The organism is Wolbachia endosymbiont (group A) of Andrena fulva (assembly GCF_964026815.1).
Taxonomy (GTDB): domain Bacteria; phylum Pseudomonadota; class Alphaproteobacteria; order Rickettsiales; family Anaplasmataceae; genus Wolbachia; species Wolbachia pipientis.
This window is the reverse complement of record NZ_OZ034701.1, coordinates 377,101-392,441: the sequence shown is the minus strand read 5'-3', so window position 1 is coordinate 392,441 and position 15,341 is coordinate 377,101. Positions and strand designations below refer to the sequence as shown.

Sequence of the window (15,341 nt, the reverse complement as noted above, 5' to 3'; positions counted from 1 at the left end):
TGAATATAAAAATTATTACTAATGTGGTATAATTATTATGAAAAAGCGTGCTATGCTTTAACAATAAGCTAGTATATAAATATGGGGCTGTAAATCAAAAATTTTAGCAATCTAAAGAAATTTTACTATTACCTTCTATATTGAATTCTCTACAAAGATCAGCAGACAAGTTCATGCTTTCCCAAGAAAATCCACCGTCCCTTTCCGACTGTTTACCAAAATGTCCATAACAGGCTGTACGTTTATATATAGGATGATTAAGCGATAAATGCTTGATTATGCCTTTTGTTGATAAATCTATATTATTCTCGATAAACTTTTTAATTACTCTTTCCTCTACCTTATTCGCACCAAATGTATCAATATAGAATGAAGTAGGTTTTGATACACCAATTGCATAAGAAAGCTGCACAAGACAACGTTCAGCCAAACCTGCAAAGACAATATTTTTAGCAAGATATCTTGCCATATAAGCCGCAGATCTATCAACTTTGGTTGCATCTTTTCCGGAAAACGCTCCTCCACCGTGTGGAATATAACCTCCATAAGTATCAACCATAATTTTTCGTCCGGTTAATCCACAATCACTAACCGGTCCACCAATAACAAATCTACCAGTTGGATTGACTAAGAGATTTTCCTCAGGACACATCCATCCTTCAGGTAAAGATGAAACTATGTAAGGGTAAATTATTTCTTTTACTTTTGATTGATCCAAATCCTCAGGGTGCTGTATTGAGACAATAATACTTTCAGCACGTACCGGGAGGTTATTCTCATATGCCAAAGTGATTTGTGACTTTGCATCTGGACCAAGTTTTGCTTCTTTAACTGCGCTCATGATATTTTTCAGAATCGAGTGTGCATAAAAAATGGGTGCCGGCATAAGGTTTTCTGTCTCTGTTGTTGCATAGCCATACATTATGCCCTGATCTCCAGTACCTTGATCCAACCCTATTGCAATGTCATTTGATTGCTCATGCAGCAATATATTTACTTTCACTTTTCTCCAGTGGAACCCATCGTGCTTGTAACCAATATCTTTTATTGTATTCCGTACAATACTTTCAATCCTGCTATTTTTGATGTTAGGCCCAAACACTTCCCCAGCTATAATAACGTTATCTTTGGTGACTAAAGTCTCTATTGCAGCTCGCGCAAAAGGATCAGTAAAAAGGTACTCATCAAGTATTGCATCTGAAATTTGATCTGCTACTTTATCTGGATGACCAGCCGCCACTGATTCACTGGTTACTAAATTTTTATATAAACTCATGTTTTTGCTTATACAATATCAAAACCGCTATAGAAAACACAGTTAGTAACTACTAAATGGTGGGTCTGGGAAGAGTTGAACCTCCGACCTCACGCTTATCAGGCGTGCGCTCTAACCACCTGAGCTACAGACCCATGATTTATTCAAGCTGAAGCTTTCATATTATCTGTAGGCACGATATCAATAAAAGTCTTTTTATTTGCTGACCTTCTAAAGCTGACCCAGCCTTCTATTTTAGCAAAAATCGTATGATCTTTACCTATACCAACATTCTTCCCAGGATGGAATTTTGTGCCTCTTTGGCGCACAATTATGTTACCAGGAATAACCTTCCCATTCTTCTTTATTCCTAACCTACGACCCGCTGAATCTCTACCATTACAGGAACTACCACCTGATTTTTTAGTTGCCATATCTTACCTCTTACTTTTGAAGACTAATTTCATTTATACGAAGAACAGTTATATACTGCCTATGACCAGTTTTCCTACGGTAATTTTTTCTTCTTTTCTTCTTAAAGATTATAATTTTTTCCCCCCTGCACTGCTCCAACACTTCAGCTTTAACAGTAGCATTAGATGAATAAGATAAGCCATTATTTGAAATACAAATCACCTTATTGATTTCCACCTCTTTTTTTTCTTCAGCTTCTAACTTCTCTACCTTTATTATACTACCTTCTTTTACTAAATATTGCTTTCCACCAGTCTCAATTACTGCAAACATGATAAATATAAATTATTGTTATTAACTTTAATCGTAAACGATGTCATATACGCTGTCAATATAAATAAAAAGCATGACTTAACGTTCTTTTTGAGCTACTAAAATACTTCTATTTGTTTTCATCTTTTATCTACCTTTTCTCAGACAGTAGACTTCTTGCATAACCTAAGCAGAAAAAAGGCAAATAGTTATTATAGCTCTAAGTTTACCGACACCGTCATGCAAGTAGCCCCTTCTCCTGTCATCCGAGTAGCTGACACTGGTTTACCTTATGATGATGTCATGAAAGTAGCTGACACTGGAATCCAGCCTTTTCATCCAAGACGGCAGCGCCTCCTTCTTCTGTCATCCCAGTGCCCAGACACTGGGATCCAGGAAAGTTTGCTTGTGAGCAAGCAAACTAGCATAGAAAGTGGTTACAACATTTTCGATGAGATTATATGGAAAACTGGATCCCAGTGTCAAGCACTGGAATGACATCATAGGGGCTCGGGTGACAAAAAAAGGAGCACTGGAATGACACCTTCCTGCCCAATTCATGTTGCTATAAATATTAAGAAATTTACCAAGCGAAAAAAAAGGCAAAAGAAGCCCCGTGGTTATTGTCCGCTTTAAAATATTGGCGTTTTTTATGTTTTAAACGCTTGACAAGCGAAATTCAGCTGCTTTTAATTGCAACTAACCTACGCTGCAAATGTTTAAGAAATTTACTAAGCAGAAAAAAAGACAAAGGACCCCCGAGTTAGCTAGTCTTTTACTATCTCTGTCGAGTATTGGCATTTTTTGATGTCTTGTAACGCTTTATAAGCGCGTTCAGCTTATTTAGATAAAAATCTAGATGTAGATGAAGTTTTGTAAAGACATACAGTATCTATATACTGCAAAAAATTAAACATAAGACGCCGATACATTAAGTAATCCTTACCTTTTAATCTGCAGATTGGCGAAAGCAAATACAATAGCTTCACTGTTATGATAAGGGGGCTGGCGGAGTTTGTCAAGGAAGTTTTTTTGTTTCTATTCCCAATAAAAGTTTGTTATATGGTTGTGCAAGAAGTCTAATATTAAAAATGACACAACAACATAATTAAATTAGACTACTTTATTCTCTTAGTTACTTGCTTTTCTCTTGCTATTGCAAGGCTTTTTTCTGGTACATCCTCAACTATAACACTACCTGCTGCAATTACAGATTCATCATGAATATTAAGCGGCGCAATTAGTGAGCTATTGGCGCCAACAAAGCAATTGCTCCCTATATTCGTTTCATGTTTATTTTTCCCATCATAATTACAAACAATAGTGCCTGCTCCTATATTACTCTCCTGCCCTACTTTAGCATTTCCTATATAACTTAAGTGTTTTATTCTAGTGTTTTGACCAACTTCACTTGTTTTCACTTCCACAAAATTTCCTATTTTTGCCTTATTACCAATTGTTGTGTTTCCGCGTATTCTGGTAAATGGACCGACCTCAGCATTACTTTTAATTAAGCAATTTTCTAAATGCGAAAATGGCAGTATTTTCGCACCAGACTCTATTTTCACTCCAGTACCGAAAAAAACATATGGGTAAATAACTGAATCTCTGGCAATTTGCGTATCAAGAGAAAAGAAAACAGTCTCTGGTGCAACAAGCGTTACTCCGGAGTCGGTAAAAACTTTTCTTTTATTTTCTTGAAAGTAAAATTCAGCTTTTATAAGGTCATTTCTGTTATTTATTCCAGTTGCCTCTTCTCCACCGGTAATAACGTAACCGACATTTAAATTACTCTTCACTGCAATAGAAACTATATCAGTCAAATAATATTCATGAGTTGAGCGATTGCACTCTATTTTCTCCACCAATTCACGTAAATTCTTTGCACATGCCACCATTATTCCAGCATTGGCAAGAAATTCTTCATGATTATTTTTATCACTCTTTGCTTCTACGATTTCTCTTAAGGAACCATTCTCAATGATTAACCTACCATATTCTTTATTGCTTGCCCTAAAACCTAGGCAAACTAGAGTCTTGCCTTCTAAATAACTAACCATTTTAGTTATTGTGCTGCTTTTTATGAGCGGAGTATCTCCATACTGCACAACAACTATGTTCAAATCTGGCAATTCTTTCAGGTTTCTCATCGCAGTTTTGACTGCATCTCCCGTGCCGAGTGTTGATTCTTGTGTAATTAACTGTATATCCTCAAAGCACTTTAGTCTTTCAATTAAAGGCTGATCAACTACAACAGCAATATTTTCAGGATTTAACTGTTTTGCATTGTAAATGACATGCTGAAGCATGGAAAAATTGCCTATTTCGTGCAGAACCTTAGGCAAATCTGAATTCATCCGCCTGCCATGCCCGGCAGCAAGTATGATAAAAGTATGAGCTTTATTTATCACTTATCTTAAAGATGAAAAATGAAAACCATAATGATCAAGCCAACTGATTTTGTTATCGTAAAAGCTTCTTAGGTCGCTGATTTGATATTTTAGCATCGCAAGCCTTTCTATACCAATGCCAAACGCAAAACCGTTGTATTTAGTATGGTCTATTCCAACATTTTGAAAGACATTTGGATGCACCATACCACATCCAAGCACTTCTATCCATTTACTACCTTTATAACTTATGTCCACTTCCGCAGAGGGTTCAGTAAAAGGAAAAAAACTATTACGAAAGCGTATCTTCAGCCCTTTATCGCTAAAGAACTTATTAAGGAAGTGATGGATAGTAAATTTTAACTGGCCCATATTGACACTTTCATCGACATATAACCCTTCTATCTGGTGAAACATAGGAGTGTGAGTTGCATCAAAGTCATTTCTGTATACTCTACCTGCAGCTACTATTTTAATTGGGAACTTTTTTGTTTTTTCCATGGTTCTAATCTGTACAGATGAGGTGTGAGTGCGCAGTACCATTCTTTTATCATCTATTTTGTTCTTTAAGTAGAAGGTATCTTGCTCCTCTCGCGCAGGATGATGACTTGGAGTATTCAGTGCATCAAATACATGAAATTCATCTTCAATATCAGGGCCATCAACTGCTTTAAAACCCATATGTGCAAAAATAAGCTTTACTTCATTTATAACCTTACTGAGTGGATGGACCTTGCCCATTTTTTCTGGTCTAACGGGCAACGTGATATCAACCGCCTCGTTCTGCAATTTAAAGCTAACTTCTTCGGCTTTTAGTATATTTTCCTTATTCATTATAAGCTGATCTAGCTTATTACGTAAAACGTTGATAACTTCGCCTAAATCACGCTTTTTCTCTGCATTTTCTATCTTTTTTAAGTTATCAAAATACGCTCTAACTACACCCTTTTTTCCCAAATATAATAGTCTAACTTTTTCTAAATCTTGCAAAAAAGAAGCATTCTCAATTTCGGAAACTGCTTTATCTTCAAGTGAAAGTATGTCATCTAATAACTCTTTATTCATCTTAAAAACGCTGGCTTAAACTTTCATTATAGTGAAATTTTAAATATCATCAACAATTCGAAAAATTGCCCTATTCTGATTATTAATTTATTGACTGATTAATCTTTTTTATTTACCTTTGCGTTGATGAATTCACTGTATCAACTATGCACAACAGTAACACTGAAACTAAGAATAAGTATAAAATAGAGGATTTACCTAAGCTCTTTAAGGAAAAATCCAAAAACATAAGTAAAGCATTTTCTAGCGAAACAATTAAGATCAGTGCTATTCGCTCGAGAAGTATTGAAAGCAATATACAAAAATTTTCATTTGAGCTAACAGCAACAGATAAAGACACCTTTAATATAAGATTATTTCGAATAAACCCTTTAATTGATTTTTTCAAAATCTGTCTTCCTCAGGAAAAAAATTTTACAGTCAACATGAAAGTGCCGAAAGAAAGCAGTGAATTATATAATAACCACTGTAAAACTAACAGTTACAAAACTGTAGAAGAATTCATAAATAATGCTCCATCTCAAATTCTCTTACAAGGAGTAACAATAACACTACAAACAGATGTTAAAGACATTAACTTAGATAATTTGCACCAAATAGGGTCATTTTTAAATGAAAAGCTAAAACATGCAGAAAAAACTGAAAATGAGGAACGGAGTCAAGTTACACTACAAGTAAAAGAAGCAGAAAATAAAAACAGACAAGAACAGAGTGAAACTGAGCAAAAAAACGCACAAAATAGACAAATTGTACTATTTACAGGCTCGTTTGGCTTTAACGTAGCAAGCAAAGTAAATTGTAAAGCTCCAGTGGTTACTGCTGCAATAAAAGCTAATATACCAAAATATAGAATCTTCCTTCCCTTATCTAATTTTTTTAATGATGTAATAAGGTTATCCCTTTTAAGAACACCAAAACTTTCTATACAGAGCAACAATATACCATTTGGTGTCATTCCAGCGCTTGACGCTGGAATCCAGAAAAAAAAAGAAAAATGGACCCCAGTGTCAGCTACTTGGATGACAAGTAGTATAGGAAATCCAATACCTCAAGAAGCAGAACAGAATGTAGGTCAAACCACTTCGCACACAGAGTATTTTAAGGCTAACAGAAAAAAGAAGTCAAAAAAGCAGACCAAAGAACTATCAGAGAAAGAAAAACCATTAGCCATAAAACAAGCACAAAATGATGCTAGAGTAGCTATGATAGATAACCAAATTGAGCACAGGGGGAAAAAACTCGATAAAATATTTATTGAAGTGATGAGTGGATACAAAAATCAAGATCCAGAAACATTTTGCAATATTTTCAGCTCAGTATTTAATATTGTTTACTTTCAAGATAAACAATTACATGCAATATTAGAGCCAGGCGAAATATCAGAAGTATTACAGATACTCGAAAGGCCACAACCTCTTAGTAACTCACTTTTAGGTAAAGAATATTTACAAAAACAAGTATATAGAAAAAAAGAGCAATTGCTTAAATTAGTTTCAGGTGTTTATATACAACAACCTTCTCCACAACATGAAAATACTCCTCATAAATCTACAAACCCTTTACCAATTAAAGATCTTTCACCAGCAACAAATGAAGCTAAAACTCTACCACCTACTAACATTACACTCAAATCATCATTAAAAACTGTATTTTCCTCAAAAAAGGCTTATTTTTGTCTATTTATAATAGTAGCATCTGCATCAACACTTTGCTTATGGCATTTTCCATTAGGAGAAGTGTCAATGTTAAAAGGATTAGTGCCACCAGAAAAAAGAGAAAGTATTGGGCTAGCATTGAACATAGGGTTACCAATATTAACTGCATTATGTGTTCTGAGTTTAGCTTACTTTATATATTCTGAGTATTCTATAGAATCTGTTAAGCAAGTAAGTAAAAACGATCCCCTTTCTCGCGCCTATAGCTAGTGCAGACTCAGTTTTCCTGCGTCATACCGCGATTCATTCGCGGTATCTCTAGATCCCGCTAACACGTAGCGGGATGACGAATTTGTCGTTTTTTAAATTGTCGGTAAACCAGAATTACTTTAACTATAACAAAATAGAAATAAGTTGTTGTAAAAAATTTTTCATGGTAAAATTATTTATTTTCACCATATGTTTAAAGGAATTATCACGGATATCGGGACTATAACTGATACTACCACTCACTCCAACTCTGATCAAATTTTCCATATCAAGACACAAAATTTATCCTCTATAAATAAAGGAGATTCAATAGCTTGCTCTGGTGTGTGTTTAACTGTTGTTGATATAATGAGCGATACATTTACAGTCCAAGCATCTCAAGAAACTATGAAGGTTGCTAACTTAAATACGTGGAGAATAGGAAAAAAAATAAATCTCGAACAAGCAATGAGATTAAGCGATAAGATCGATGGCCACCTGGTTCAGGGTCATGTTGATGGGATAGTAAAATTTTTAACAATTAATCAAAATTTAGATTCTCATGAAATCAAACTATCGTGCCCACAAGAATTAATTAAATTTGTTGCAAAAAAAAGCTCCGTTACACTAGATGGGGTTTCCCTCACAGTGAATTCAGTTATTAATCAGGAATTTACAGTAAATATCACTCCCTATACATGGGAAAATACAACTTTTCAGTACAACAAAGTAAATGATTATTTGAATTTAGAAATTGACATGATCGCTAGGTATTTAGATCAATTGATGCAGCATAAATACAATTAATTTTACAACCTTGTTATTTACAACTATTATATCTTGAAAACCATATAGATATAAAACATGCTTTTCGATAGCCTAATTATCTTCATTGTTGTTCTATGCGTAATAATCTCGGTAACTAGAGGCTTTATAAAAGAGCTATGCGCACTAATGTTTCTATTTTTATCGGTCTTTCTGACAGCTAATCACTATGATTTTTTCGCTCCAAATTATAGTAAATATTTTGATTCTAAAGTTACACTAAACATACTTTCTACAATCTCTGTATTTATTATACTTAATCTTATATTCATGATAATAAATAACTGGCTAATGTACATATTATCACCCATAAGGTTGGGGTTTATCGATAGAGTTACTGGAATCTTTCTCGGAGTGCTTAAAGGAATATTGCTCTCTTATGTATTATTTTTTGCTGTGCACTTATATTGCTACACAGTATATGACAAAAAAGAGGGAGAGTATAAAATAGAAGCAGAAGACATATTGCCTAATTGGATAATAAATTCACACTCTTATCAGGCTTTATTTGTGACAGCAGAAGAAGTAATTGACATGTATGTACCAGAGTCGTTGATACTAAAAATAAAAGAGATCGGTGGAGAAATGGTTGATCAAGAAAAACCTAAAAACAATAAAAAAGAAGAGTAAATATTTATTTATAAATATTTTCATTGGGAGTATTCAAAAAGCCATATGTGTCAGGTTAAGAGCACAGAATTTTTTACTGGAAATATTAATTTTGTTTTAGCAATAAATCAACTTAAGGTCATAATATCTTGACATTTATTTAATTTTGCTATATAATAGCTATGTACATTTTGTGTACTATAGCAATAAAATTACCTTGTAATAGGTGTATTGGACCCGAGGGCAGTACTCGGCGCCTCCACCATGTTTTTTAATTATACGGGGGCGATTAAGGATCGACATGCATAGTAAAGATGGTAGCTTTGCTCGGTTAGACACCACCGCTAAGAGTTCATAATTTAAATGCAAACGATAATTTTGCTGCTGAAGAATATCGTGTTGCTGCTTAATTTAGCACAACCGGTTTATTACTAAAGCACGGTTTAGGGAACGCCGGGTAACAGAAGTTCCCCCAAAATTTACGTATGTGAAAGTTATATGGAGCAAACAGATTACAAAAAACTGCTTAATTCTGCTAAGTTTCAAGTTATCAAAAAGACTTTAGATGTTATATCAGGTAATGGTTTTATCCCTCACTTAGAAATATTATTTTTCACATATTTTAATGGTGTGACCATGCCAGATCGTTTGAAAAAGTCATACCCTACTCAAATGCTTATTATATTACAGCATCAATTCTATGATTTAAAAGTTTCTGAGGATAAATTTAGCGTCAGTTTGAGTTTTCAAGGAAAACAAGAGCGAATTACTATACCGTTTTTTGCTATTAGTGAGTTTCGTGATAAAATTTCAGGAGATGTTTTAATATTTGACAAAATCAGTATCGACTCTGATAAAGAATACAAAAGTGAAAAATGTACTGAAAAACTATCAAACGGTAGTATTATATCCATAGATCAACTGCGTGATGAGTAACTGCTCATCTTTATAAACAAAAAATATTAATAGAAAAAAGTGGTCTAACTTAAGTAATAGAATAGAGGGTAGATAAATATGCTAAATCTTTAATTATTTATTAACGCAGGTGGCAAAATTTTTCTTACATATCATCAACTTCCTTTATTGAAAAATTCAGAAAAATGTTGTATAATTATTAGTAGACTTTGGTAAAACATATGACAGATTCAGGAATTAGTATAACTTTTGACCCAAAAACTTCACATAACCTTACTAAGTTAGCTGAAATCACCAAGGAATCCGTTCAAGAACTAGCAAAAAGGTTAGTCATCGAAGGAATCGAGTGCGAAGTAGAAGATATTGCGTTATATAAAACTATTAAGGAATGTGAGGATGTAGACTGGAATACAGTACTATCTGAAAGGGAGAGGACATAAACTGAAATACGATATTGTCTACTCAAAAAACTTTACTGAAAGAGATTTTCTAAATCTTCCAAAAACAATAAGATCAAGGATTACAAAAGCGATAAACGAGCGGCTTACAACTGATCCAATTAAATTTGGTAAACCATTACGTGGCAGGCTAAAAGGGTATAGAAGAATAAGGGTTAGTGATTATCGAATTATTTATACTGTAAATATTGCAAAACATAAGGTATTTGTTGCTACAGCAGGACATAGAGACACCATTTATGAGAAGGCTACTTGATAAACATTAAATATATTTTTATACAGCCCTCCTTCCTTTCTTTATTGAAAAATTAAAAAAAATGTTGTAAAATAGCTATAGTAGTAGACTTTGGTAAAACTTATGGTAAATTCAAAAGTTAGTGTAACTTTCAACCCAGAAACTTCGCAGCATCTTGTTGAACTAGCTAGAGCCACCAAGCAGTCTGTTCAAAAATTAACAGAAAAGCTAGTCAAGGAAGCAATCGAACTTGAAGCGGAAGATATTGCATTTTCCAAAATTATTAGGGAGTTAAATTCTGATGATGCAGAAGAAGTAGAGGATAGTGAAGACATCTGGAAATAAGCAATACACCATTAAATATCTAAAGCATGTTCTTAAAAGAAATTTGCCTTCCTTGCCGGAAGATGTAAAGCCAAGTATTAAAGATGCAATAAAAGAGTATCTTGAGACTGATCCTATTGGTAACGGTGTGTTGCTACGCAAGAGATTAAAGGAACATAGAAGAATAAAAGTTGCTGATGATTATCGTATTGTCTACCGTGTAAATACTGTAAAACGTATAGTAATTATTGTTTCAATAGGACACAGGGACAATATTTACAAGCAGGCAATATTGGACCTACTGAAACATTAAATATATTTTTATACACCACTCCTTTCTTTATTGAAAAATTAAAAAAAATGTTGTATAATTATTAGTGGACTTTGGTAAAACATATGGCAAATTCAGGCATTAACATAGCTCTTAGCGAAGAAACTTTAAAGCATCTTGCTGAATTATCTGAATTTACTAAACAGCCCGTTCAAGAATTAGCAGGAAAACTATTTAGAGAAGCAGTTGAGCTTGAAATGGAGGATTTTTTAGTATCTAAAATTTCTGATGAGCGTGATGTTGAAGGTGCAGAAACAGTTGATTTTGAAGATATTAAGTGGGATTAGAGCGTTACAAGGTTAAGTCTCTAAAGAGTGTTGTTGAAAAAGATTTACCAAACCTTCCAAAGATAATAAGGCTAAGAGTTCAAAAGGCTATAAAAGAACGTCTTACAGTTGACCCAATAAATTTTGGTGAACCACTACATCATAACTTAAAAGGACGTAGAAGGCTAAGAGTTGGTGACTATCGTGTAATTTACAGAGTAAATCAATTAGATCATATAGTAACTATCACAGAGATAGGACATAGAGATGATATTTATAAGAAATAAATATCAACATTAATATATATTATACACTCCTCCTTCCTTGTCCATTCTCTACTTTAGGTGGCTTTGCGCAGCTCAAAAAATGAAGTTTTTTTTGGTTCAGCAAAAACAACATTTTGAGTTTGAAAAGGCTCAATACTTGTCTTTTATATAACTTTCGTGTAATAGATATGTATGCATCCAATCATATATCTACTCAATACGTTACTTGATCTTTATAGCTTCATTCTAATATGTTGGGTTGTCCTAAACTGGCTGGTTAAACTTAATATGGTGAACATATATAATGAAACTGTCAGTAGCATAATGCACATCTTGAACCAATTGACATATCCACCACTAAAGATTATTAGAAGATATATACCACCGTTCAACGGATTAGATTTATCTATAATGATATTGCTAATAACAATTCACTTTGTAAAATATACAGTAGCTTACTACTTTAGGTAGATGTTAAAAAAATATCTAAAATCAGCAATATATCTATCCCTTTTAATATATATATATATATCAGTTTTTAGCTATAACTATAAAGATCCTTCCTTAAACACGGCTACAAATGAGGAAGTGACAAATTTAGGTGGAATAGTAGGTTCATATTTAGCTGATATATTGGTTCAATTTCTCGGATTAACTAGTGTTACAATAGCTACAACCATAGTTTACTTGTTGATCTTCAGGCCAGCAAAAAGGCTGCTGAAAATTCTCTGTTTAATATTAATCAATTTAGGGATATGTGCTATATTACCACAACTTTCGCTAGGCGTCATTGCAAGGTACAGACACAGTGGAATAATAGGGAATGTACTCGTTAATCACTGTCCGTTTTATGTATTTGTGATAGTAACATCAATAGGTCTTGTAGGATTGGTTGGTTGGAAGAGAACAATTTACTCTCTATTCTTCTTATGTAAAAAAATAGCTTGCTTATTTGTAAATGTTCCATTCTTCAGATCACATAAAACTGCTGAATATTCAGTTGCACCATTAGTAGTAGAAGAAAAACATAAAACTAAAATCACTACTAAACAACAACCAAAAGAAAGACAGAAAAAAGCCACCAAAGAAATTTTCAGTGAGTTCGAATTTCCAAGCATTCATTTACTTTCCAAAGCAGAGGAGTCTTTGCAGAGAAAACAGCTGAATGAAATGGAGAGCAATAAAAATTTATCTCTGCTGGAACAAGTCCTGAGTGATTTTGGCGTGCAAGGAAAAATTATCAGTGTATGCTATGGGCCGGTTGTGACTTTATACAAACTTGAACCACAAGCTGGTACGAAATCTGCAAGAGTAATTGGCCTTGCAGATGACATTGCACGTTCGATGAGTGCACTCTCTGCACGTATTTCAATAATTCGTGGGCAAAATGCTATGGGAATAGAGTTGCCGAACAAGGAACGGGAAATTGTAATGCTGCGTGATTTGCTTGAATCACCAGAATACCAAAATGCAAACTTAAATCTTCCAATTGCGCTTGGCAAAGAAATAAGTGGAAAACCAGTTATTGCAGATCTAACTAAAATGCCTCACTTGCTCGTTGCTGGAACCACAGGGTCTGGTAAATCAGTTGCGATTAACACTATGATTCTTTCACTCGTTTATCGATTAAGTCCTGACGAATGCAAGATGATAATGATCGACCCCAAAATGCTTGAGCTTTCAATATATGATGCAATACCACATCTAATAACGCCAGTAGTAACAGAGCCAAAAAAGGCTGTAGTCGCTCTTAAGTGGATCGTGAAAGAAATGGAAAACCGCTATCGCATGATGTCGTATTTGAATGTACGCAATGTTATAAACTATAATCAAAAAATCACAGAAGCGATGAATAGTGGAATAGAATTGGAGCGCGTTGTGCAGATTGGCTTTAACTCAACAACAGGTAAGCCTTTGTTTGAAAAAATACCAATCAAGATGGAAATATTTCCGTATATTGTAGTGATCGTGGATGAAATGGCAGATTTGATGCTTGTTGCCGGCAAAGAAATAGAGTGCTCTATTCAGCGTTTGGCGCAAATGGCCAGAGCTGCAGGAATACATATCATAATGGCAACACAACGTCCATCCGTGGATGTGATAACAGGTGTGATAAAAGCAAACTTTCCAACGAGAATCAGTTTTGCTGTTACTTCTAAGATAGATAGCCGTACAATACTTGGCGAACAAGGGGCTGAACAATTGCTCGGCATGGGTGATATGCTTTATATGGCCTCTGGTGGTAAGATTATTCGAATTCACGGCCCATTTGTGAGCGATGATGAGGTGCAAGATATAGTTGATCATCTGAAAATGCAAGGTGAGCCAAATTACATGGAGGAAATTACCAAGGAAGATGAAAATTCTTCTGTGGAATCAGAAGGTGAAACAGAGGATGAAGAAAACGACCTTTACAACCAAGCAGTGGCCATCATTCAAAGAGATCAAAAAGTTTCAACCAGTTACATTCAGCGACAACTTAGAATAGGCTATAACAGAGCTGCAAACATCGTTGAAAGAATGGAAAAAGAAGGTATTGTCAGTGCTCCAAATTATTCAGGAAAGAGAGAGATATTGGTGGAATAACAGGGCTTCTGAGAACGTTCATGCGCGTTAAGTTAGGCCATAGATGGGTATCTTAAAATTTGCTGCAAATGCAACTTTCTTGGCTATCTTTTACAAAGTTAAAAGTTGTCTTCCTTAAAAATATGATTGAATAATTGTTAATAATAGTGTATAATTATTAACGTTTCCTAACTGTACTTATTATGGCTTTTTCAAAATTTCTCGATCCAAAGTTAGATTTAACATTTAAGAAAATCTTTGGTACTGAAAAAAATAAGAATATTCTTATCCATTTTTTAAATGATATTTTAGGATGTACTGAAGTCAATACTATACAAGAAGTAGAATTCTTAAGCACCATTATGGACCCTGAAATTGCCTCTGATAGACAAAGTATAGTTGATGTTCTTTGCAGGGATTTTAGTGGGTCAAGATATATAATTGAGATGCAGCTCGCTCGCGACAAGGGCTTTGAAAAGCGCGCACAACTCTATGCTGCTAAGGCTTACTCAAGGCAGGCTGATAAAAATTACATTAATTTAAAGAAGGTTTTCTTCATTGTTATTTCCAATGGTATGCTATTCCCTGAAGAGGTTGAGTATATTTCTACTCACAATATACGTGATATAAAAACCAACGGCCATTACTTAAAAGATTTTCAATTTGTCTTTATAGAATTACCTAAATTTTCAAAAAGCAGAGTGGAGGAACTAGAAAGCACAATAGAAAGGTGGTGCTTCTTTTTTAAGCATGCAGAAGAAACGACAGATGAAGATCTAAAGAAAATTGCAGAGGAATCACCAATAATAAAGCTAGCATACGATGAATTAGACAAGTTTCACTGGAGTGAAAAAGATCTCCTAGCTTATGAAGAAAGAGTGATGGATCTACAGAAAGAAGAAGCCATCCTTGAATACAGACTTGATCTTGCTGAAGAGAAAGGTGTACGGAAAGGAAAAATTGAAGTCATAAAAGCAATGCTAGCTAATAATGTTGATGTCAACACTATTGTTAAGTTTACTGGCCTCTCCATGAGTGAGATCAAAGAATTGCAGAATTAAGTGTGAATGGTTACAAAAATACAATAAGCATTTTTCTTCATGTATTTCGTAAGTACCTTAATTTAAGTTTTCGCACTTTCAAAAAGCAAGTCAAACGAAATTATTAAAAGATCAATACATAATGACAATTGATTTAATAATAATTT

At 34.1% G+C, this 15,341-nt stretch carries 19 protein-coding genes, 1 tRNA gene and 1 other RNA gene; 15 read left to right on the top strand and 6 right to left on the bottom strand.

Annotation, left to right across the window (positions count from 1 at the left end):
* Positions 1-103 precede the first annotated feature (103 nt).
* The 4 genes from metK to rplU form a co-directional block, all read right to left on the bottom strand.
* Positions 104-1,276: a methionine adenosyltransferase gene (metK, locus tag AAGD84_RS01995; protein ID WP_341818083.1), complete on the bottom strand. Its 1,173-nt coding sequence runs from the start codon at positions 1,274-1,276 to the stop codon at positions 104-106.
* A gap of 57 nt (positions 1,277-1,333) precedes the next feature.
* Positions 1,334-1,410 (bottom strand) — tRNA-Ile (locus AAGD84_RS01990).
* A gap of 9 nt (positions 1,411-1,419) precedes the next feature.
* Complete coding sequence (rpmA, locus tag AAGD84_RS01985; protein ID WP_006279564.1) at positions 1,420-1,689, bottom strand: 50S ribosomal protein L27; 270 nt, start codon at positions 1,687-1,689, stop codon at positions 1,420-1,422.
* 10 nt (positions 1,690-1,699) lie between these two features.
* Positions 1,700-2,002: a 50S ribosomal protein L21 gene (rplU, locus tag AAGD84_RS01980; RefSeq protein ID WP_006279565.1), complete on the bottom strand. Its 303-nt coding sequence runs from the start codon at positions 2,000-2,002 to the stop codon at positions 1,700-1,702.
* A 219-nt stretch (positions 2,003-2,221) separates the two neighbouring features.
* On the opposite strand from rplU, the gene AAGD84_RS01975 reads away from it, so the two are divergent.
* Positions 2,222-2,479 carry a hypothetical protein gene (locus AAGD84_RS01975; protein WP_213863100.1) on the top strand — a complete coding sequence of 86 codons (258 nt, stop codon included), beginning with the start codon at positions 2,222-2,224 and terminating at the stop codon, positions 2,477-2,479.
* Positions 2,480-3,099: 620 nt separating this feature from the next.
* Here AAGD84_RS01975 and glmU read toward each other — a convergent pair.
* Positions 3,100-4,392, bottom strand: coding sequence for a bifunctional UDP-N-acetylglucosamine diphosphorylase/glucosamine-1-phosphate N-acetyltransferase GlmU (glmU, locus tag AAGD84_RS01970; protein WP_264723233.1), 1,293 nt, complete (start codon positions 4,390-4,392; stop codon positions 3,100-3,102).
* Positions 4,393-5,436 carry a phenylalanine--tRNA ligase subunit alpha gene (gene pheS, locus AAGD84_RS01965; protein WP_264723232.1) on the bottom strand — a complete coding sequence of 348 codons (1,044 nt, stop codon included), beginning with the start codon at positions 5,434-5,436 and terminating at the stop codon, positions 4,393-4,395.
* 146 nt (positions 5,437-5,582) lie between these two features.
* On the opposite strand from pheS, the gene AAGD84_RS01960 reads away from it, so the two are divergent.
* The 14 genes from AAGD84_RS01960 (at position 5,583) to AAGD84_RS01895 (ending at position 15,195) form a co-directional block, all read left to right on the top strand.
* Positions 5,583-7,361, top strand: a complete 1,779-nt coding sequence (locus tag AAGD84_RS01960) for a hypothetical protein (protein ID WP_341818082.1) — start codon at positions 5,583-5,585, stop codon at positions 7,359-7,361.
* A 189-nt stretch (positions 7,362-7,550) separates the two neighbouring features.
* The gene (locus AAGD84_RS01955) at positions 7,551-8,147 is read left to right on the top strand and encodes a riboflavin synthase (protein ID WP_010082169.1); all 597 of its coding nucleotides are present in this window, start codon (positions 7,551-7,553) and stop codon (positions 8,145-8,147) included.
* Positions 8,148-8,204: 57 nt separating this feature from the next.
* Positions 8,205-8,795 carry a CvpA family protein gene (locus AAGD84_RS01950; RefSeq protein WP_010962383.1) on the top strand — a complete coding sequence of 197 codons (591 nt, stop codon included), beginning with the start codon at positions 8,205-8,207 and terminating at the stop codon, positions 8,793-8,795.
* Positions 8,796-8,919: 124 nt separating this feature from the next.
* Positions 8,920-9,250, top strand: a transfer-messenger RNA (tmRNA) gene (gene ssrA / locus AAGD84_RS01945).
* A 22-nt stretch (positions 9,251-9,272) separates the two neighbouring features.
* Positions 9,273-9,710 (top strand): ClpXP protease specificity-enhancing factor SspB, encoded by a 438-nt coding sequence (locus AAGD84_RS01940; protein ID WP_006279412.1) that lies wholly within the window; start codon positions 9,273-9,275, stop codon positions 9,708-9,710.
* Between the two features lie 188 nt (positions 9,711-9,898).
* Entirely contained in the window at positions 9,899-10,129 is a 231-nt protein-coding gene (locus AAGD84_RS01935) for a hypothetical protein (protein WP_264339247.1), read from the top strand.
* A complete protein-coding gene (locus AAGD84_RS01930; RefSeq protein ID WP_310732675.1) occupies positions 10,098-10,403 on the top strand; it encodes a type II toxin-antitoxin system RelE family toxin in 306 nt (101 codons plus the stop codon). Before AAGD84_RS01935 ends, AAGD84_RS01930 begins: the two co-directional genes overlap by 32 nt.
* Before the next feature lie 102 nt (positions 10,404-10,505).
* Positions 10,506-10,727: a hypothetical protein gene (locus tag AAGD84_RS01925; protein ID WP_095742622.1), complete on the top strand. Its 222-nt coding sequence runs from the start codon at positions 10,506-10,508 to the stop codon at positions 10,725-10,727.
* Positions 10,708-11,019, top strand: a complete 312-nt coding sequence (locus AAGD84_RS01920) for a type II toxin-antitoxin system RelE family toxin (protein ID WP_010962380.1) — start codon at positions 10,708-10,710, stop codon at positions 11,017-11,019. Before AAGD84_RS01925 ends, AAGD84_RS01920 begins: the two co-directional genes overlap by 20 nt.
* 83 nt (positions 11,020-11,102) lie before the next feature.
* On the top strand, positions 11,103-11,324 hold the full coding sequence (locus AAGD84_RS01915) for a hypothetical protein (RefSeq protein ID WP_006279415.1): 222 nt from the start codon (positions 11,103-11,105) through the stop codon (positions 11,322-11,324).
* Positions 11,315-11,590: a type II toxin-antitoxin system RelE family toxin gene (locus AAGD84_RS01910; RefSeq protein ID WP_264723229.1), complete on the top strand. Its 276-nt coding sequence runs from the start codon at positions 11,315-11,317 to the stop codon at positions 11,588-11,590. The genes AAGD84_RS01915 and AAGD84_RS01910 overlap by 10 nt, the downstream gene beginning before the upstream one ends.
* Positions 11,591-11,761: 171 nt before the next feature.
* On the top strand, positions 11,762-12,040 hold the full coding sequence (locus tag AAGD84_RS01905) for a YggT family protein (protein ID WP_006279515.1): 279 nt from the start codon (positions 11,762-11,764) through the stop codon (positions 12,038-12,040).
* Complete coding sequence (locus AAGD84_RS01900; RefSeq protein WP_264723228.1) at positions 12,041-14,155, top strand: FtsK/SpoIIIE family DNA translocase; 2,115 nt, start codon at positions 12,041-12,043, stop codon at positions 14,153-14,155.
* 182 nt (positions 14,156-14,337) lie between these two features.
* Positions 14,338-15,195 carry an Rpn family recombination-promoting nuclease/putative transposase gene (locus AAGD84_RS01895; protein WP_341818081.1) on the top strand — a complete coding sequence of 286 codons (858 nt, stop codon included), beginning with the start codon at positions 14,338-14,340 and terminating at the stop codon, positions 15,193-15,195.
* The last annotated feature ends 146 nt before the right edge of the window (positions 15,196-15,341 follow it).

What these genes read in the sequence shown, in the direction of transcription:
- metK (WP_341818083.1), bottom strand. Translation starts at nt 1,276, where the DNA reads ATGAGTTTATATAAAAATTTAGTAACCAGTGAATCAGTGGCGGCTGGT.
- rpmA (WP_006279564.1), bottom strand. Translation starts at nt 1,689, where the DNA reads ATGGCAACTAAAAAATCAGGTGGTAGTTCCTGTAATGGTAGAGATTCA.
- rplU (WP_006279565.1), bottom strand. Translation starts at nt 2,002, where the DNA reads ATGTTTGCAGTAATTGAGACTGGTGGAAAGCAATATTTAGTAAAAGAA.
- AAGD84_RS01975 (WP_213863100.1), top strand. Translation starts at nt 2,222, where the DNA reads ATGCAAGTAGCCCCTTCTCCTGTCATCCGAGTAGCTGACACTGGTTTA.
- pheS (WP_264723232.1), bottom strand. Translation starts at nt 5,436, where the DNA reads ATGAATAAAGAGTTATTAGATGACATACTTTCACTTGAAGATAAAGCA.
- AAGD84_RS01960 (WP_341818082.1), top strand. Translation starts at nt 5,583, where the DNA reads ATGCACAACAGTAACACTGAAACTAAGAATAAGTATAAAATAGAGGAT.
- AAGD84_RS01955 (WP_010082169.1), top strand. Translation starts at nt 7,551, where the DNA reads ATGTTTAAAGGAATTATCACGGATATCGGGACTATAACTGATACTACC.
- AAGD84_RS01950 (WP_010962383.1), top strand. Translation starts at nt 8,205, where the DNA reads ATGCTTTTCGATAGCCTAATTATCTTCATTGTTGTTCTATGCGTAATA.
- AAGD84_RS01940 (WP_006279412.1), top strand. Translation starts at nt 9,273, where the DNA reads ATGGAGCAAACAGATTACAAAAAACTGCTTAATTCTGCTAAGTTTCAA.
- AAGD84_RS01925 (WP_095742622.1), top strand. Translation starts at nt 10,506, where the DNA reads ATGGTAAATTCAAAAGTTAGTGTAACTTTCAACCCAGAAACTTCGCAG.
- AAGD84_RS01915 (WP_006279415.1), top strand. Translation starts at nt 11,103, where the DNA reads ATGGCAAATTCAGGCATTAACATAGCTCTTAGCGAAGAAACTTTAAAG.
- AAGD84_RS01905 (WP_006279515.1), top strand. Translation starts at nt 11,762, where the DNA reads ATGCATCCAATCATATATCTACTCAATACGTTACTTGATCTTTATAGC.
- AAGD84_RS01900 (WP_264723228.1), top strand. Translation starts at nt 12,041, where the DNA reads ATGTTAAAAAAATATCTAAAATCAGCAATATATCTATCCCTTTTAATA.
- AAGD84_RS01895 (WP_341818081.1), top strand. Translation starts at nt 14,338, where the DNA reads ATGGCTTTTTCAAAATTTCTCGATCCAAAGTTAGATTTAACATTTAAG.